The 17,960-nt window shown below is 60.0% G+C and carries 16 protein-coding genes; 7 read left to right on the plus strand and 9 right to left on the minus strand.

Annotated elements, in window-relative coordinates; all coding sequences use genetic code 11:
- Positions 1–239 precede the first annotated feature (239 nt).
- From AC1D2P_RS26315 to AC1D2P_RS26330, 4 genes are all read left to right on the plus strand, one after another.
- Positions 240–695 carry a (2Fe-2S)-binding protein gene (locus AC1D2P_RS26315; RefSeq protein ID WP_046032102.1) on the plus strand — a complete coding sequence of 152 codons (456 nt, stop codon included), beginning with the start codon at positions 240–242 and terminating at the stop codon, positions 693–695.
- Between the two features lie 24 nt (positions 696–719).
- Positions 720–2,888 (plus strand): xanthine dehydrogenase family protein molybdopterin-binding subunit, encoded by a 2,169-nt coding sequence (locus tag AC1D2P_RS26320; RefSeq protein WP_477758294.1) that lies wholly within the window; start codon positions 720–722, stop codon positions 2,886–2,888.
- Position 2,889: 1 nt separating this feature from the next.
- Positions 2,890–3,471, plus strand: coding sequence for a hypothetical protein (locus tag AC1D2P_RS26325; RefSeq protein WP_477758295.1), 582 nt, complete (start codon positions 2,890–2,892; stop codon positions 3,469–3,471).
- Positions 3,472–3,544: 73 nt separating this feature from the next.
- Positions 3,545–4,144, plus strand: coding sequence for a GGDEF domain-containing protein (locus AC1D2P_RS26330; protein ID WP_077432065.1), 600 nt, complete (start codon positions 3,545–3,547; stop codon positions 4,142–4,144).
- Here the strand turns inward: AC1D2P_RS26330 and AC1D2P_RS26335 are convergent.
- Positions 4,113–4,538 carry a VOC family protein gene (locus AC1D2P_RS26335; protein ID WP_477811670.1) on the minus strand — a complete coding sequence of 142 codons (426 nt, stop codon included), beginning with the start codon at positions 4,536–4,538 and terminating at the stop codon, positions 4,113–4,115. The two genes, AC1D2P_RS26330 and AC1D2P_RS26335, sit on opposite strands and share 32 nt — an antisense overlap.
- 113 nt (positions 4,539–4,651) lie before the next feature.
- Here AC1D2P_RS26335 and AC1D2P_RS26340 point away from each other — a divergent pair, with 113 nt between their 5' ends.
- Positions 4,652–5,512, plus strand: a complete 861-nt coding sequence (locus tag AC1D2P_RS26340; RefSeq protein WP_477758296.1) for a LysR family transcriptional regulator — start codon at positions 4,652–4,654, stop codon at positions 5,510–5,512.
- A gap of 179 nt (positions 5,513–5,691) precedes the next feature.
- On the opposite strand, the gene fabI is transcribed toward AC1D2P_RS26340, so the two are convergent.
- From fabI to gloB, 8 genes are all read right to left on the minus strand, one after another.
- Entirely contained in the window at positions 5,692–6,486 is a 795-nt protein-coding gene (fabI, locus tag AC1D2P_RS26345) for an enoyl-ACP reductase FabI (RefSeq protein WP_046032108.1), read from the minus strand.
- A gap of 19 nt (positions 6,487–6,505) precedes the next feature.
- Positions 6,506–8,116 (minus strand): ABC transporter ATP-binding protein, encoded by a 1,611-nt coding sequence (locus AC1D2P_RS26350; RefSeq protein WP_477811671.1) that lies wholly within the window; start codon positions 8,114–8,116, stop codon positions 6,506–6,508.
- A 1-nt stretch (position 8,117) separates the two neighbouring features.
- Positions 8,118–9,137 (minus strand): ABC transporter permease, encoded by a 1,020-nt coding sequence (locus AC1D2P_RS26355; RefSeq protein WP_477811672.1) that lies wholly within the window; start codon positions 9,135–9,137, stop codon positions 8,118–8,120.
- A gap of 1 nt (position 9,138) precedes the next feature.
- Positions 9,139–10,212, minus strand: coding sequence for a microcin C ABC transporter permease YejB (locus AC1D2P_RS26360; RefSeq protein WP_046032111.1), 1,074 nt, complete (start codon positions 10,210–10,212; stop codon positions 9,139–9,141).
- 4 nt (positions 10,213–10,216) lie between these two features.
- A complete protein-coding gene (locus AC1D2P_RS26365) occupies positions 10,217–12,058 on the minus strand; it encodes an extracellular solute-binding protein (RefSeq protein ID WP_046032112.1) in 1,842 nt (613 codons plus the stop codon).
- Complete coding sequence (locus AC1D2P_RS26370) at positions 12,055–13,869, minus strand: extracellular solute-binding protein (RefSeq protein WP_477758305.1); 1,815 nt, start codon at positions 13,867–13,869, stop codon at positions 12,055–12,057. Before AC1D2P_RS26370 ends, AC1D2P_RS26365 begins: the two co-directional genes overlap by 4 nt.
- Before the next feature lie 328 nt (positions 13,870–14,197).
- The gene (locus AC1D2P_RS26375) at positions 14,198–15,640 is read right to left on the minus strand and encodes a transglycosylase SLT domain-containing protein (RefSeq protein ID WP_109786544.1); all 1,443 of its coding nucleotides are present in this window, start codon (positions 15,638–15,640) and stop codon (positions 14,198–14,200) included.
- 99 nt (positions 15,641–15,739) lie between these two features.
- Positions 15,740–16,507, minus strand: coding sequence for a hydroxyacylglutathione hydrolase (gene gloB / locus AC1D2P_RS26380; protein WP_046032115.1), 768 nt, complete (start codon positions 16,505–16,507; stop codon positions 15,740–15,742).
- Between the two features lie 65 nt (positions 16,508–16,572).
- On the opposite strand from gloB, the gene AC1D2P_RS26385 reads away from it, so the two are divergent.
- On the plus strand, positions 16,573–17,331 hold the full coding sequence (locus AC1D2P_RS26385; protein ID WP_046032116.1) for a methyltransferase domain-containing protein: 759 nt from the start codon (positions 16,573–16,575) through the stop codon (positions 17,329–17,331).
- Positions 17,332–17,423: 92 nt separating this feature from the next.
- A complete protein-coding gene (rnhA, locus tag AC1D2P_RS26390; RefSeq protein WP_007944583.1) occupies positions 17,424–17,876 on the plus strand; it encodes a ribonuclease HI in 453 nt (150 codons plus the stop codon).
- Positions 17,877–17,960: the final 84 nt, after the last annotated feature.

Below are 17,960 nucleotides of genomic sequence, written 5' to 3' on the forward strand. Positions count from 1 at the left end.
GTGTATCAGTTACACCGTGCTCGCAGTGATTACGACGACTGCGTCGCCGGACGCAGCCTCGCGGGCTCGACAGCTGCTACAGAGCCGGATACTTCGGTCTTACTGCGTGACCGGTGGTCGATGAACCGGTCTCGCCCGGCAATTTGCGCTTAGCTGAAGGGATAACCCAAAGGCGCGCGTAGACAGTCGACCGTCACAGCGACGCCCTTCAGGACACTGTGAGTCTGAGGAACTTCGTCATGTTGACCCTCAACATCAATGGTCAGGATCAGGAACTGGATGTCCCCGCGGACATGCCGCTGCTCTGGGTCCTGCGTGATGTCGCGCACCTGACCGGCACCAAATTCGGCTGTGGAATGGCCCAGTGCGGCGCTTGTACCGTGCACGTCGACGGTGCGCCGTTGCGTTCCTGCATCACACCCGCCACCGCTGTGGCCCATGGGCAGAAAATCCTCACCATCGAAGGCCTGTCCACCGACGGTTCGCACCCGGTTCAGCAAGCGTGGGCCGAGCTTGATGTGGTCCAGTGCGGGTACTGCCAGTCCGGGCAGATCATGTCCGCCGCTGCATTGCTGGCGAAGATCCCCCAACCCACTGACAGCGACATCGATCAGGCGCTCTCCGGCAACATCTGCCGTTGCGGCACGTACCCAAGGATCCGCGCGGCAGTCAAACGCGCCGCCGAGATAGGTTGATGCCAGGCTAGGGGAGTCCGAACAATGAACAGCATCCTGGAGAGTTCACGTCGTGGTTTTCTCAAGGGCAGTGCCGTGTTGGGCGGTGGTCTGGTGGTGGCGTTTGTCATCCCCGGTGCCCATCGTTTTGCCTTGGGTGCGGAGAATCAAGGCGATGTATTTGCGCCGAATGCCTTTTTGCGGATCGGCAACGACAACAGCGTCACGGTGCTGTTGGGTCACTCGGAAATGGGCCAGGGTATCTGGACCGGCCTGACCATGTTGATCGCCGAAGAACTGGACGCTGATTGGTCGAAAATCCGCGTCGAACACTCACCGGCCTCTGCGGCCGAGTACGGGATGCCCGCTTTCGGTGGCATGCAAATCACCGGCGGTTCGACCTCGACGTGGATGGAGTTCGACCGCTATCGGCAGGCCGGCGCAGCAGCCCGCCTGATGCTGGTTGAAGCGGCGGCCAAGCGCTTCGACGTCGCGCCTTCGCAAATCCGTACCGAGTCCGGTGTGGTCTTTGCCGGCGATCAGCAAGCAACCTACGGCGAACTGGCCGATGACGCCGGCAAGTTGCCAGTGCCGGACCCTGCCTCGATCAAGTTCAAGGAAGCCAAGGACTGGAAGGTCATCGGCAAACCCACCAAGCGCCTGGACACGCCAGAAAAAATCACCGGCCGCGCCAAGTTCGGCATGGACGTGCAGTTCGACGGCTTGATGACGGCCATGGTTGCGCGTTCGCCGTACTTCGGCGGGAGCGTCAAATCCTTTGAAGGCGCCGAAGCGCTGGCGGTGCCCGGCGTGCATAAAGTGGTGCAAGTGCCCACGGGCGTCGCGGTGATTGCCGATCACTACTGGGCTGCAAAGCTGGGGCGCGACGCACTGAAGATCGACTGGAACCCGGGGCCGAACACGGGGCTCGACAGCCAGAAGCTGCTGGAAAGCTTCCGCAAACTGGCGGCCACGCCCGGTATTTCCGCCAGCAAGGCCGGCGATGCCAGCGCGGCGTTGAGCAAAGCGGTCAAGTCTGTCGACGCCGAATACAGCGTGCCGTACCTGGCCCATGCGCCGATGGAACCGCTCAATTGCACGGTGAAAATAACCAAGGACAAATGCGAGATCTGGACCGGCACGCAGTTTCAGACGCTGGACCAAATGATCGCCGGCAAAATTACCGGGCTCAAACCCGAACAAGTTGAGATTCATACCGAGTTCCTCGGTGGCGGCTTCGGGCGTCGGGCCAATCCGACCTCGGATTTTGTCGCCGAAGCGGTGCAGGTCGCGAAAGCCGCAGGCGCACCGGTGAAAACCGTGTGGGCGCGCGAGGATGACATTCGCGGCGGTTACTACCGTTCGATGTTCCTGCATCAGGCAAAAATCGGTCTGGATGCCGACGGCATGCCGATCGCCTGGAAACACGCGATGGTCGGGCAATCGATCATGGCCGACACCCTGCTTGAAGCCACCATGGTCAAGGACGGCATCGACAAAACCTCGGTCGAAGGTGTCGCCGACAGCCCGTATATCGAAGACCTGGCCAATCATCAGGTTGATTTGCACTCGCCGAAAACCGGAATCAGCGTCTTGTGGCTACGGTCGGTCGGGCACACCCACACGGGGTTCGTCATGGAGTCATTGATCGATGAACTGGCCGACGCAGCGGGCAAGGACCCGGTGGAATACCGACGGACCTTGCTGAAAAACCACCCGCGGCACTTGGGGGTGCTGAACCTGGCGGTCGAGAAAGCCAACTGGAAGGCACCATTGCCGGACGGCCACGCCCTGGGCGTGGCGGTGCATGAATCTTTCGGCAGTTACGTTGCGCACGTCGCCGAGGTATCTCAGGACAACCTGGCCATCCGGGTCCACCGCGTGGTGTGCGCGGTGGACTGCGGGATTGCCGTCAACCCGATGAGCATCGCGGCGCAAATGGAATCCTGCGTCACCTTCGGCCTGAGCTTCGCCTTGCACAGCAAACTCACGCTCAAGAACGGGCAAGTGGTGCAGTCCAATTTCCACGACTATCAGGTGCTGCGGCTCAACGAAATGCCGGTGGTCGAAGTGCATATCGTGCCGAGCACCGAACGCTCTGGCGGCATCGGCGAGACCGGTGTGCCGCCCGTTGCACCGGCGGTGGCCAACGCGGTGTTTGCCCTGACCGGGCAGCGTCTGCGGGAATTGCCGTTGCAGTTGTCGGGGGTGTGAGATGAGAAGACATCATTGGTTGCTTGGGACGGCGATCCTTATCTGTCTCGTAGCCTACGCCTCGCACGTGTTCGCCGATGACCGCGAGGCCTTGCAGGCGTTCGAAACCGTGCAAAAAGTCTTCCAGAGCCCCCGCTGCCAGAATTGTCATATCCCTGGGGATTCCCCATTGCAGTTCGACGCGGGTACGCCTCACGCGATGAATGTGGTGCGCGGGATGGATGGTAAAGGCGCCGCCGGGTTGCCCTGTGCGACCTGTCATGCCGAAACCAATGCGCCCGCCAGTTACGGGCCGCATGTGCCACCGGGGGCGCCGCACTGGAGCCTGCCGCCCGCTGCGCACAAAATGGCCTGGATCGGGCTGCCGGCCGACAGGCTCTGCGCATTGATCAAGGATCGCGCGAGCAATGGCGACCGTGATTTTACGGCACTGATTAAACATGTCAGCGAAGACAAACTGGTGCTTTGGGGCTGGAATCCGGGAGTGGGGAGGGCGCCGGTGGCGGTGCCTCACGATATCTTCGTCACACAGTTCAAACTGTGGGCGGAGGCTGGAGGGCCGTGTCCGCTGGTGGGCAGTTGACCGGCGGTCCGTAACGGGGAGTCAATGCCGGTATGGCCGACTCTAAAGACCATACCCGCCAACGGAGTGAGTCATGCTAATTCCAGGCAAACCGGTCAAGCCAGGTGCTGGCGCCGTTCCCGTACGCTCGCCGCAACAAGAACGGGAATGGCTGCGTGACCTGGCCCGCAAGGCCGAGCAAGAGCTGACGGGCGTGCAGATGGCGAGCATGGACGAGCTGACCTTGCTCCCCAATCGCCACGGGTTTACCGCGCTGGCCCAACAAGGGCTGGACGCTTGCCAACAACTGGAGAAACCGGCCACGTTATTGCTGTTCAACCTTGATGACTTCAAACGCACCCACTACCTGTATGGCCGGGCCGCGAGTGATAAAGCGCTGAAAATCTTCGCTGATGTGCTGCGCATTGCCTTCCGCGAAAGCGATGTGATCGGTCGCCTCGGCAGCGATAAGTTTGCCGCGTTGCTCACCGGTTCAGGCGCGGTCGACAGGGAAGCGATCGAGGCCCGTCTTGAAGAAATCCTTGCCGAGCGCAATGCCGCGGCCCATCGCGCCAACGACATGCGTTTCAGTATCGGCCAGATCGAATACGACGCCCTGCGTCACGGCTCAATCGAAGGGCTGCTGGCCGAGGCGGACGTATTCACTTGGCAAACAACTGACTCAGGTCCTTGAATGCCTTGAATTCCAGCGCATTGCCGCAAGGGTCGAACAAAAACATCGTCGCTTGCTCGCCCACCAGGCCCTGAAAGCGAATGCCAGGTTCGATCACGAACTGCGTGCCCAACGCCGTCAAACGCTGCGCCAGCGCCTCCCATTCACCCATGCTCAACACCACGCCGAAATGCGGAACCGGCACGTTATGGCCGTCCACGGCGTTGGTGTGCGCCGCTTCCTGAGAGGCGTTTTTCGGCGCCAGGTGAATCACCAATTGATGGCCGAAAAAGTTGARATCGACCCAATGATCGCTGGAGCGACCTTCTTCCAGGCCAAACACTTCGCCGTAGAAAGAGCGCGCAGCGCTCAGGTCATACACTGGAATCGCCAAGTGAAAAGGGGACAGTTGCATCGCACAGGCCTCAGATAGTCAGGAGTTGAGGCAGAGTTTAGCGCTGTGATTTTTCATTGAAAGACGATAGTTTTTGCGTCGAGCTCAAATTATTTCGATCAATCGAGGCTGCCATGCTGCGGGAATTGAAAACCTTTATTGCCGTCACGCGTTACGGCACTTTTGCGGCGACCGGCATGCACATTGGCCTCACGCAATCAGCGGTCAGCGCGCAAATGCGCAATCTTGAGCAGGCGTTGGGTATCCGTTTGTTCGACCGTACCGGTCGTCAGGCGATTCTCAATGCCGCCGGGCAACGGGCATTGCCGATGGCCAAGGAGATGCTGGACACGTTCAGCCGCATGGCGGTCAGTGACGATGTGAGCGAGTTTCGCGGTGAGTTGAAAATCGGTGCGGTGGCCACCGCCCAGACTGGATTGTTGCCCCAGGCACTGTTGCGATTGCGCCAGCAAGCGCCGCTTTTGGAGCCGAAACTGGTGCCGGGTGTGTCGTTGAATCTGTTGAATCAGGTGGACACCGGTGAAGTGGATTTGGCCATTCTGATCAAGCCGCCGTTTGAGCTGCCCAAGGAACTGTCGGCACAGGTCATTCGCCGGGAGCCGTTTGTGTTGATCGTGCCGACGGCGCTGGAGGGCGATGACCCGTTGCAGATCCTCGCGAGGCATCCCCATGTGCGCTATGACCGTAACTCGTTCGGCGGTCGCCTGGTGACGCGGTTTTTGCGCGAACAGCAGATTGACGTGCAAGTGGCGCTGGAACTGGATGAGCTGGAAGCGATCGTGAAAATGGTCGAGTGCGGGCTGGGCGTATCGCTGCTGCCGGAGGCGGGGCTGTGGCTTGAGTATGGGGCTAAGGTCCGGATCATCCGGTTGGGCGAACTGACGTTCTATCGGGAGATGGTGTTGTTGCAGCGTTACAGCCAGCGGATGCAGCCGATTCAGCAGTTGTTTGCCGATTGCCTCACTAACGACTAAACACATAACCCCTGTGGGAGCGGGCTTGCCCGCGATAGCAGTGTGTCAGTTGGCATCCATTTTGATCGTGAGTCCGCCTTCGCGGGCAAGCCCGCTCCCACAGGGGATTCATCAACCCTGAAATCCCAGGCATAAAAAACCCGCCGGGGCAGGCGGGTTTTTCAATGGCTAGCCGAAGATTACTCTTCGAGGCTACCCATTGCAGTGGTGTTGAAGCCACCGTCAACGTACATGATTTCGCCGCTGATGCCGGACGCCAGGTCCGAGCACAGGAAGGCGCCGGCGTTGCCGACTTCGTCGATGGTGACGTTGCGACGCAGCGGGGTTTGCGCTTCGTTGGCGGCCAGCATCTTGCGGAAGTTCTTGATGCCGGAAGCGGCGAGGGTGCGGATCGGGCCAGCCGAGACGCAGTTGACGCGGGTGCCGTCCGGGCCCAGGGAGCCGGCCAGGTAACGCACGCCTGCTTCCAGCGAAGCCTTGGCCATGCCCATTACGTTGTAGTTCGGCATGGTGCGCTCGGCACCCAGGTACGACAGGGTCAGCAGGCTGCCATTGCGGCCTTTCATCATTTCGCGACCGGCCTTGGCCAGGGCCACGAAGCTGTAGGCGCTGATGTCGTGAGCGATGCGGAAACCTTCACGGGTGGTGGCTTCGGTGAAGTCGCCGTCCAGTTGGTCGCCCGGGGCGAAGCCGACGGAGTGCACGATGCAGTCCAGGCCGTCCCACTTCTTGCTCAGTGCTTCGAAGACCTTGGCGATTTCTTCATCGCTGGCCACGTCGCACGGGAAGCACAGTTCAGGGCTCGAGCCCCAGCCTTGTGCGAATTCTTCGACACGACCTTTCAGCTTGTCGTTCTGATAAGTGAAGGCAAGCTCAGCGCCCTCGCGATGCATGGCGGCAGCGATGCCGGATGCGATGGACAGCTTGCTGGCGACACCGACGATCAGTACGCGCTTACCGGCGAGAAAACCCATGTGTTGCTCCTCTTTCAGGTTATTGCGCAGTGGCTGGTGCCAAAAAAGCGGCTTCCAGCAACTGCTGTGTATACGGATGTTGGGGGGCGGCAAAGATACTTTGCGCGTCTCCCTGTTCGACCACTTGGCCATGCTTGACCACCATCAACTGGTGGCTCAGCGCTTTAACGACAGCCAGGTCATGGCTGATAAACAAATACGTCAGGTTGTACTTGGTTTGCAGTGAACGCAGCAGCTCCACCACTTGGCGTTGTACGGTGCGGTCGAGGGCCGAGGTCGGCTCGTCCAGCAAAATCAACGCCGGTTTTAACACTAATGCCCGGGCAATGGCGATTCTCTGCCGTTGCCCGCCGGAAAATTCGTGGGGGTAGCGGTGCCGGGTTTCCGGGTCCAGACCTACCTCCTTGAGCGCTTCAATAATCGCTTGTTCCTGTTGTGCCTCGGTGCCCATCTTGTGGATCCGCAGGCCTTCGCCGACGATCTGGCTCACGCACATCCGTGGGCTCAGGCTACCAAACGGGTCCTGGAACACCACCTGCATCTCCCGCCGCAGCGGCCTGACCTGTTGCTGCGTCAGGCAGTCTAGCTGCTGGCCTTCAAAACGGATGGCGCCTTTGCTGCCGATCAGCCGCAAAATCGCCAGACCGAGCGTCGACTTGCCCGAACCGCTTTCACCGACAATCCCCAAGGTCTGCCCCTGCGGCAAGCTGAAATTGATCCCGTCCACTGCCTTGATGTGGTCGACGGTCTTTTTCAGCAAACCTTTCTTGATCGGGAACCAGACTTTCAGGTCCTCGACTTGCAGCAATGGCGGCCCGATTCTATTGGTCGCCGGCGTGCCGCTGGGCTCCGCTGCCAGCAGTAACCGAGTGTACGGATGCTGCGGCGCGCGGAACAATTCTTCGCACGATGCCTGTTCGACGATGCAACCGCGCTGCATGACACATACGCGATGCGCAATTCTTCGCACAAGGTTCAAATCATGGCTGATCAGCAGCAGCGCCATGCCCAATCGGGCCTGTAATTCCTTGAGCAATTCGAGGATTTTCAGCTGAACGGTCACGTCCAGTGCGGTGGTCGGCTCGTCGGCGATCAGCAGTTCCGGCTCGTTGGCCAGGGCCATGGCGATCATGACCCGCTGGCGCTGGCCGCCGGACAATTCGTGGGGCAGGGCCTTGAGGCGTTTATGCGGTTCGGGGATACCGACCATCTCCAGCAGTTCCAGGGTGCGTTTGGTCGCCACTTTGCCAGTCAGGCCCTTGTGAATGCCCAGCACTTCATTGATCTGCTTTTCGATGGAGTGCAACGGGTTGAGCGAGGTCATCGGCTCCTGGAAAATCATCGCGATCCGGTTGCCACGGATATGGCGGATGGACTTTTCGCCCATGTTCAGCAGGTTTTTGCCAGCGTACTCGATGGTCCCGGATGGATGCCGGGCGAGCGGGTAGGGCAGCAGTCTCAGGATCGAGTGGGCGGTGACCGATTTACCGGAACYGCTTTCACCGACCAGCGCCAGGGTTTCGCCACGCTTGATATCAAAGCTAACGCCTTCGACCACGCGCTGTACCCGTTCACCGATACCGAACTCGACGGCCAGGTCGCGCACTTCGATCAGATTGTCCTGATTCATTTCACTTCCTCGGGTCGAAGGCATCGCGAGCGGACTCGCCGATAAACACCAGCAAACTCAACATCAGCGCCAGCACCGCGAACGCACTGATGCCCAGCCACGGCGCTTGCAGGTTGGATTTGCCCTGGGCCACCAGTTCGCCCAGTGACGGGCTGCCTRCCGGCAGGCCGAAACCGAGGAAATCGAGCGCCGTCAGGGTGCCGATGGCGCCGGTCAGGATGAACGGCATGAACGTCATGGTCGAGACCATGGCGTTGGGCAGGATATGGCGGAACATGATCGCACCGTTCTGCATGCCCAGCGCCCGCGCCGCGCGCACGTATTCAAGGTTGCGGCCACGCAGGAACTCGGCGCGCACCACGTCCACCAGGCTCATCCATGAAAACAGCAGCATGATCCCCAGCAGCCACCAGAAATTCGGCTGTACGAAGCTGGCGAGGATGATCAGCAGGTACAGCACCGGCAGCCCGGACCAGATCTCCAGGAAACGCTGCCCGGCCAGATCCACCCAGCCGCCGTAAAAGCCCTGCAAGGCCCCGGCGATCACGCCAATGATCGAGCTGAAAATGGTCAGGGTGAGGGCGAACAACACCGAAATCCGGAAGCCGTAAATCACCCGCGCCAGCACGTCCCGACCCTGGTCATCCGTGCCAAACAGGTTATCCGCCGATGGCGGTGCCGGGGCCGGGACCTTCAGGTCGTAGTTGATGCTTTGATAGCTGAACGGAATCGGTGCCCACAGCACCCAGGCGTCCTTGGCCTTGAGCAGTTCGCGGATGTACGGGCTCTTGTAGTTGGCTTCGAGCGGGAATTCGCCGCCGAACGTGGTTTCCGGGTAGCGCTTGAGCGCCGGGAAGTACCAACTGTTGTCGTAATGCACCGCCAGCGGTTTGTCGTTGGCAATCAGCTCGGCGCCAAGGCTCAGGCCAAACAGCAGCAGGAACAGCCACAGCGACCACCAGCCGCGCTTGTTGGCCTTGAACAGTTCGAAACGTCGTCGATTGAGCGGGGACRGGTTCATCTCAATGCTCCCGGCTTTCGAAGTCGATGCGCGGATCGACAAAGGTGTAGGTGAGGTCGCCGATGAGTTTCACCACCAGGCCGAGCAAGGTGAAGATAAACAGCGTGCCGAACACCACCGGGTAATCGCGGTTGATCGCGGCTTCAAAGCTCATCAAGCCGAGGCCGTCGAGGGAGAAAATCACTTCCACCAGCAACGAGCCGGTAAAGAAGATGCCGATGAAGGCCGACGGGAACCCCGCGATCACCAGCAACATCGCATTGCGGAACACATGGCCGTAGAGCACGCGATGACGGGTCAGGCCTTTGGCTTTGGCGGTGACCACGTACTGCTTGTTGATTTCATCGAGAAAGCTGTTTTTGGTCAGCAGGGTCATGGTCGCGAAGTTGCCGATCACCAGCGCCGTGACGGGGAGCGCCAGGTGCCAGAAGTAATCGAGGACCTTGCCGCCCATGCTCAGCTCATCGAAATTGTTCGACGTCAGCCCGCGCAACGGGAACCAGTCAAAATAGCTGCCGCCGGCGAACACCACGATCAGCAGGATCGCAAACAGGAACGCCGGGATCGCGTAGCCGACAATGATCGCCGAACTGGTCCAGACATCGAAGTGGCTGCCGTGCCGCGTCGCCTTGGCGATGCCGAGCGGGATCGACACCAGGTACATGATCAGCGTGCTCCATAAGCCGAGCGAGATCGACACCGGCATCTTTTCCTTGATCAGGTCGATGACCTTGGCGTCGCGAAAGAAGCTGTCGCCGAAATCCAGCGAGGCGTAGTTCTTCACCATGATCCACAAGCGCTCCGGCGCCGACTTGTCGAAGCCGTACATGTGCTCGATTTCCTTGACCAGCGCCGGGTCCAGGCCTTGGGCGCCGCGATAGGCGGAACCGGCCACCGACACTTCGGCACCGCCACCGGCGATGCGGCTGGTGGCGCCTTCGAAGCCTTCGAGCTTGGCGATCATCTGCTCTACCGGGCCGCCGGGCGCGGCCTGGATGATCACGAAGTTGATCAGCAAAATGCCGAACAAGGTCGGAATGATCAGCAGCAGTCGCCGAAAAATATACGCCAGCATCTGATTACTCCGTGCCCACAGGGTCGGCTTGCAGTTTGATTTCGACTTCTATTGCCGGTTTCGCATCCGGCTTGATCCACCAGGTGTTGATGCCGATGTCGTACTTGGGTGAAATTTTTGGATGACCGATGTGGTTCCAGTACGCCGCGCGCCACGTCTTGATATGCCAGTTGGGGATCACGTAATAACCCCATTGCAGGACGCGGTCCAGTGCGCGGGCATGGGCCACCAGGCTTTTGCGCGAATCGGCGTTGATCAGTTGCTCGACCAACTGGTCCACCACCGGGTCTTTGAGGCCCATCGAATTGCGACTGCCGGGTTTGTCGGCGGCGGCCGACATCCAGAATTCACGCTGTTCATTACCCGGAGAACCGGACTGCGGGAAGCTGCCGACGATCATGTCGAAGTCGCGTGAGCGCACGCGGTTGATGTATTGCGAGACGTCGACCCGGCGGATGACCAGGTCGATTCCCAGATCGCTCAAATTGCGCTTGAACGGCAGCAGTACACGCTCGAACTCGGTCTGGGCCAGCAGGAATTCGATTTTCACCGGTTTGCCCGTGGCATCRACCATTTTGTCATCGACGATCCGCCAACCGGCCTCTTGAAGCAGTTGATAGGCTTCGCGCTGGTGATCGCGAATCATGCCGCTGCCATCCGTCTTCGGGTTCTCAAAGGCTTCGTTGAACACTTGTGCGGGGATCTGGCTGCGAAACGGATCGAGGATTGCCAGTTGGTCGGCATCCGGCAGGCCGGTGGCGGCCATTTCCGAGTTTTCGAAATAGCTGCGGGTGCGCGCATAGGCGCTGTTGAACAACTGCTTGTTAGTCCATTCAAAGTCCAGCAGCAGCGCCAGGGCCTTGCGCACGCGTACATCCTGGAACAGTGGGCGGCGCAGGTTGAACACGAAACCCTGCATGCCGGTGGGGTTGCCGTTGGGGATTTGTTCCTTGATCAGCCGGCCCTCGGTGACGGCCGGGACGTTGTAGGCGTTGGCCCAGTTCTTCGCGGTCATTTCCAGCCAGTAATCGAACTGCCCGGCCTTGAGCGCTTCGAGCGCGACGGTGTTGTCGCGGTAGTACTCGGTGAGCATCACGTCGAAGTTGTAGAACCCGCGATTGACCGGCAAGTCCTTACCCCAGTAATCCTTGACCCGCTCATAGCGAATGGAGCGCCCGGCCTTCACCTCGCTGACTTTGTACGGGCCGCTGCCCAATGGCATTTCGAGGTTGCCCTTGTTGAAATCGCGGTCCGCCCACCAATGTTTCGGGAGCACCGGCAACTGGCCGAGAATCAAGGGCAGCTCGCGGTTGTTGGAGTGTTTGAACTTGAACAGCACAGTCAGCGGGTCTTCGGCGACCGCTTCCGCAACGTCGTTGTAGTAACCGCGATAGAGCGGCGCGCCGTCCTTGGTCAGCATCTGGAAGCTGAACACCACGTCTTCGGCGCGGATCGGGTGGCCGTCGTGGAAGCGCGCTTCCGGGCGCAGGTAGAAACGCACCCAGCTGTTATCCGGGGCTTTCTCGATCTTGCCGGCCACCAGTCCATATTCGGTGAACGGCTCGTCCAGCCCTTGTTTGGCGAGGGTGTCGTAGATGATGCCGATGTCGTCGGCCGGCACGCCCTTGCTGATAAACGGGTTGAGACTGTCGAAGCCACCGAAACCGGCCTGGCGGAAGATCCCGCCCTTGGGCGCATCCGGGTTCACGTAGTCGAAATATTTAAAATCGGCCGGGTACTTCGGCGGCTCGTTGTAGAGGGTCACGGCATGTTGCGGGGCGGCGCAGGCCAGCCCGGCGAACAGCAGACCGCTGGCCTGCAACAGCAGGGCGCGTACGGGTTTCATTGATCTTTCTCCGAAGATTTCAGCCACCACGCGCTCAGGCCCAGGGTGTAGGGCGGCGTGGTCACGAAGGCCAGGCGATTACGGTAGGCCAGGCGGTGATAATTGAGGTACCAGTTGGGAATACTGTAGTGCTGCCACAGCAATACGCGGTCCAGCGCTTTGCCCGCGGCCACTTGTTCGTCGCGGCTTTGAGCGGCGAGCAATTGTTCAAGCAAATGATCGACCACCGGGTTGGCGATACCGGCATAGTTTTTACTGCCCTTGATCCCGACCTGGCTGGAGTGGAAATACTGCCACTGCTCCAAACCCGGGCTGAGGGTCTGGTTGAGCGTCATCAAAATCATGTCGAAATCGAACTGATCGAGGCGCTGTTTGTACTGGGCGCGGTCGACGGTGCGAAGTCGCGCGTCGATTCCCATGTTGGCGAGGTTCTCGACGTAGGGCTGGAGGATGCGCTCCAGGTTCGGGTTGACCAGCAGGATCTCGAATCGCAGCGGTTGGCCAGCGGCGTTCTGTATGCGCTGGCCATTGAGCTTCCAGCCGGCCTCAGCAAGCAGCCCAAGGGCTTTGCGCAGGGTTTCCCGGGGAATGCCGCGGCCGTCGGTCTGCGGCAAGCTGAACGGCTCGGTGAAGAGTTTGGCGGGCAACTGCTCGCGATACGGCTTGAGCATCAGCCATTCGTGACCAACGGGCAGCCCGGTCGCAGAAAACTCGCTGTTGGGGTAATAACTCAAGGCGCGCTTGTAGGCCCCGCTGAACAGCGTTCGGTTGGTCCACTCGAAGTCAAACATCAGGCCCAGCGCTTCGCGGACCTTGACTTCGGCCAAGGTCGGCCGTCGGGTATTCATGAACAGGCCTTGGCTCTGGGTCGGGATCTGATGCGGGATCTGCACCTTGATCACCTCGCCGCGACGCACCGCCGGGAAGTTGTAACCGTTGTCCCAGTTCTTCGCCTGATGCTCGATGTAAACGTCGAACTCGCCGGCCTTGAAGGCTTCGAAGGCGACATCGCTGTCACGGTAGAACTCGACTTCCATACGATCGAAGTTGTACTTGCCGCGATTGACCGCCAGGTCTTTGCCCCAGTAATCCTTGACCCGCTCAAACACGATCTGCCGCCCGGGGGTTACCGAGGTGATGCGATACGGCCCGCTGCCCAGTGGTGGTTCGAAGGTGGTGGCCTTGAAGTCGCGACCTTTCCAGTAGTGCCGGGACATCACCGGCAATTCGCCCAGCCTCAGGATCAACAACGGATTGCCGGCGCGCTTGAAGACGAAACGAACGCGGTGCGGGTTGAGGATGTCGACGCGCAACACTTCCTGAAGGCTGGTGCGGTACAGCGGATGACCTTCCTTGAGCAGCATGCGGTAGGAGAACGCGACGTCGTACGCGGTGATTGGCGAACCATCGTGGAACCGCGCTTCGGGGCGCAGGTTGAACACCACCCAACTGCGGTCCTCGGTGTATTCCACCGACTGGGCGATCAGGCCATAACTGGAAGTCGGCTCGTCGCCGGACGGTGCGTACTGGCCGGTGCCGACCATTAGCGGTTCATTCAGCTCATTGATCCCGTATTGCAGGAAATTCGACGTGGTCACCGGGCTCGTGCCCTTGAAGGTGTAAGGATTGAGCGTATCGAAGGTGCCAAACGCCATCACCCGCAATGTACCGCCCTTGGGCGCTTGCGGGTTGACCCAGTCGAAGTGGGTAAATCGGGCCGGGTACTTGAGCGTGCCGAACTGCGCATAACCGTGGCTTTCGCTGATCGTCGCGCTTGCGGTGGAGCTCAAGGCCAGGCTGATCAGGAGCAGGAGGAGGGGACGCTTCAAGTCAGAGATCCGATCCAGGCGGCTTGGGCTTTGTGGGCCGTACAGTAACAGCTTGTATCGACAGGAAAAAGACAGGGGGTAATGCCGGGTTAATTGGACTTACGGGTCCCTTGTAGCAGCTGGCGAAGCCTGCGTCCGACTGTGCAGCAGTCGTAATCCTGCAATCACAGTCTTCCTGTCATACCGCGCCGTTTGAATTTACGACTGCTGCGCCCGAACGCGGACCGGCCGACGCAGGCTTCGCCAGCTGCTACAAGAGATTGGTTCGTTTTTCGGGCAAAAAAAAGCCCCTGACTTCAGGGGCTGTTTTTTAGCGTGGTGAAGACACCGTCAGCATCTGTCCAGGCTTCAACGCCTGGCCGACGCGCGGGTTCCAGCGCTTGAGATGCTGCATCTCGACATTGAAACGTTTGGCAACGATGTACAACGAGTCGCCTTGCTGAACCTTGTATTGGGTCTGCGGCTTCTTCTTGTCGGCTTTGCTGTTCGCGGCGATGACCGTGTTGACGCGACCGCTATTGCGCTTGGTGGTGTCCTGCATCACCAGCGTCTGGCCTGTCTTGAGATTTTTACCGGAGAGTTTGTTCCAGCGCTGCAGGTCTTTGACGTCAACGTTGTTGGCCTTGGCAATGGAGCCCAGGCTATCGCCGCGTTTGACCCGGTAGGCGCGCTTGATGCTGGCGACTTGAGTCTCGTCGGCGCCTTCGAAGACCGGTTTGAACGACTTCTTGCTGATCAACTCTTCCGGACGCATGGTCGACAGGCTGGTAGTCAGCAACTGCGCTTTGGACGTTGGCACCAGCAGATGCTGGGGGCCGTCGATCGTGGTGCGCTGCTTGAAGGCCGGGTTGAGCTGGAACAGTTCGTCTTCGTCGATGTTGGCCACCGCGGCAACCTTGGACAGGTCCATGCGCTGGTTGATTTCGACGACCTGGAAGTACGGTTCGTTGGCGATCGGGTTGAGGTTCACGCCGTAGGCTTCGGGAGCCAGCACCACTTGCGACAAGGCCAGCAGTTTTGGCACGTAGGCCTGGGTTTCCGACGGCAACGGCAGGTTCCAGTAATCGGTCGGCAGGCCGAGCCTTTCATTGCGCTCGATCGCCCGGCTGACCGTGCCTTCACCGGCATTGTAAGCGGCGAGGGCGAGCATCCAGTCACCGTTGAACATGTCGTGCAGGCGGGTCAGGTAGTCCAGCGCCGCTGTGGTCGAGGCGGTGATGTCGCGACGGCCGTCGTAGAAACGGGTCTGGCGCAGGTTGTAGTAGCGCCCGGTAGACGGGATGAATTGCCAGAGACCCACTGCGTCGGACCGGGAGTAGGCCATCGGGTTGTAGGCGCTTTCAATCACCGGCAACAGCGCCAGTTCAAGCGGCATGTTGCGTTCTTCAAGGCGTTCGATGATGTAGTGAATGTAGAGACTGCCGCGTTCGCCGGCGTTTTCGAGGAAGGAAGGGTTGCTGGCGAACCACAGGCGCTGTTGCTCGATGCGCGGGTTGACGCCCAGACCATCCTGCAACTGGAAGCCCTGGCGCATGCGCTCCCAGACATCCTGAGGGACTTGCGGCGAGGGTTTTTCGCTGAGCCAAATGGGTTTCTGTTTGGCTCGGGCGGCAATATTGGGGGTATGTGACGCGTCGGTCTGCGGCACATGACTGGAACAACCCGCCAGAGTGGCGGACACAGCCACCGCTATGGCTTGAGCCAAGCGGGTCAATGCGTCTGAATTGATGGCTTTACGAATAGATGACGACATTGGCTGGAAGTAAGTTCCGGGCAAAAATGTCGAGAGATTCTAGAAAGGGTACCCCCTGCGGTCAACCATTCAGAATTTTCATTGCAATAGGATGACGGCTTAGAACGTATCCTTCCAAGCCCGCAAGGCCGCAAAAACCGCACTCGGAGCCCGGTTATTGGGGCCGATCCGTTCGTCCACTTTTTCTTTAACAGATGTTTCAGCGGACCGTAAAAAAGGGTTGGTGAGCTTTTCCAGGGCCAGCGTCGAAGGCAGCGTGATGATCCCGGCTTCACGCTGTCGGGTGACTTTGGCCAGGCGTTCGGCGGTATCCGGATTGTCAGGTTCGACAGCTGCCGCAAATTTCAGGTTGCTCAGGGTGTATTCATGAGTGCAATAGACCAGTGTGTCTTCCGGCAATTCGGCCAGGCGTGACAGCGAGGCGTGCATCTGTTCGGGCGTGCCTTCGAACAACCGTCCACACCCGGCGGCAAACAGCGTGTCACCGCAGAACAGCAGGCCATGATGGTAGTAGGCAATGTGCCCCAGGGTATGACCGGGCACGGCGAAAACATCGAAGTCCCAGCCCAGCACGCTGACCTTGTCGTTGTCCTTGAGCGCGACATCCCGGGCCGGGATGGATTCGCTGGCCGGACCGTAGACTGTCGCGTCTGTCGCCTTTTTCAGCGACTCGACGCCGCCGACGTGGTCATGATGGTGATGAGTGATCAGAATATCGCTCAAGACCCACCCCGGATGCGCCGCAAGCCAGGCCTGCACGGGCGCGGCATCGCCCGGATCGACCACGGCGCAGCGCTGGGTGCGGTGGTCTTGTAACAACCAGATGTAGTTGTCGGTGAAGGCGGGCAGGGCACTGATCTGTATCATCGTCGGATTCGCCAAGCGGAAAACAATGGCGCATCTTAGAACTTCCTGGCGCGTTGGAGAATGCAATGACCGATAAAGCGTTCGCTCAGGCTGATCCCGAGTGGCTGGCCTTGATCAGCGCGGCCCGTGAATGGCTGTCCGGCCCTATCGGGCAATTTTTGCTGGATGAAGAGCGGCGCATGCTCGAAGACGAGTTGGGGCGCTTCTTTGGCGGCTATCTGGTGCATTACGGTCCGTCGGCCCAGACCCCGCCGGCGGCACCCCAGGTGCAGCGCAACGTGCGGCTCGGGGCGCCGTTGCCCGGTGTCGAGATCGTGTGTGAAGAACAGGCCTGGCCCTTGAGCGAGCACGCCGCCGATGTGGTGGTGTTGCAGCATGGCCTGGATTTCTGTCTGTCACCCCACGGGTTACTGCGGGAAGCGGCGAGCAGTGTGCGGCCCGGCGGGCACTTGCTTATCATCGGGATCAATCCCTGGAGCACGTGGGGCTTGCGTCATGTGTTCGCCCATGACGCCATGCGCAAGGCGCGTTGCATCTCGCCTTCACGCGTTGCCGACTGGTTGAACCTGTTGGGTTTCGCGCTGGAGAAACGCCGCTTCGGGTGCTATCGTCCGCCGCTTGCGTCACCTGCCTGGCAGGCTCGTCTGGCCGGTTGGGAACGCAAGGCCGGTGATTGGCAACTGTCGGGTGGCGGTTTCTATTTGTTGGTGGCGCGCAAGATCGTGGTCGGCCTGCGTCCACTTCGTCAAGAGCGGCGCGAACCGATGGGCAAGCTGATTCCTTTGCCGATGGCCAAGGTCAATCGACGCCGTATCGACCCGTAATCCCCTTTTATATTCCCGGCCGGGTCAATCCCCGGCCTCGGGCATCGTCGGTCACTGATCGACGAGCCACCGCATTTTCTGGATAGATTGGCATGAGCGATAGCGTAGAACTCTTTACCGATGGCGCCTGCAAAGGCAACCCTGGTCCTGGTGGCTGGGGTGCATTGCTGGTGTGCAAAGGGGTTGAAAAGGAACTGTGGGGCGGCGAGGCCAACACCACCAACAACCGCATGGAGCTGATGGGGGCGATCCGTGGCCTTGAAGAACTCAAGCGATCCTGCGACGTGCTGCTGGTGACCGACTCCCAGTACGTGATGAAAGGCATCAACGAATGGATGGACAACTGGAAGAAACGCGGCTGGAAAACAGCAGCGAAGGAGCCGGTTAAAAACGCCGACCTGTGGAAGTTGCTGGATGAGCAGGTCAATCGCCACAACGTCACCTGGAAATGGGTGCGCGGGCACATCGGTCACCACGGTAACGAACGGGCGGACCAGTTGGCCAACCGTGGCGTGGATGAAGTGCGCGGGTTCAAGCAGGCTTGATGATTCCATCGTTCACCTGTGGGAACCGGGCTTGCCCGCGATGAACGATGACGCGGCTTTACTGAAAGTCCGCAGCGTCTGCAT

The sequence above is a fragment of the Pseudomonas sp. P1_F1_2 genome (assembly GCF_056405815.1).

Bases quoted from the DNA above. Each gene is read 5' to 3' on its own strand.
- AC1D2P_RS26315 (WP_046032102.1), top strand. From the start codon at position 240: ATGTTGACCCTCAACATCAATGGTCAGGATCAGGAACTGGATGTCCCC.
- AC1D2P_RS26320 (WP_477758294.1), top strand. From the start codon at position 720: ATGAACAGCATCCTGGAGAGTTCACGTCGTGGTTTTCTCAAGGGCAGT.
- AC1D2P_RS26325 (WP_477758295.1), top strand. From the start codon at position 2,890: ATGAGAAGACATCATTGGTTGCTTGGGACGGCGATCCTTATCTGTCTC.
- AC1D2P_RS26330 (WP_077432065.1), top strand. From the start codon at position 3,545: ATGCTAATTCCAGGCAAACCGGTCAAGCCAGGTGCTGGCGCCGTTCCC.
- AC1D2P_RS26340 (WP_477758296.1), top strand. From the start codon at position 4,652: ATGCTGCGGGAATTGAAAACCTTTATTGCCGTCACGCGTTACGGCACT.
- fabI (WP_046032108.1), bottom strand. From the start codon at position 6,486: ATGGGTTTTCTCGCCGGTAAGCGCGTACTGATCGTCGGTGTCGCCAGC.
- AC1D2P_RS26360 (WP_046032111.1), bottom strand. From the start codon at position 10,212: ATGCTGGCGTATATTTTTCGGCGACTGCTGCTGATCATTCCGACCTTG.
- AC1D2P_RS26375 (WP_109786544.1), bottom strand. From the start codon at position 15,640: ATGTCGTCATCTATTCGTAAAGCCATCAATTCAGACGCATTGACCCGC.
- gloB (WP_046032115.1), bottom strand. From the start codon at position 16,507: ATGATACAGATCAGTGCCCTGCCCGCCTTCACCGACAACTACATCTGG.
- AC1D2P_RS26385 (WP_046032116.1), top strand. From the start codon at position 16,573: ATGACCGATAAAGCGTTCGCTCAGGCTGATCCCGAGTGGCTGGCCTTG.
- rnhA (WP_007944583.1), top strand. From the start codon at position 17,424: ATGAGCGATAGCGTAGAACTCTTTACCGATGGCGCCTGCAAAGGCAAC.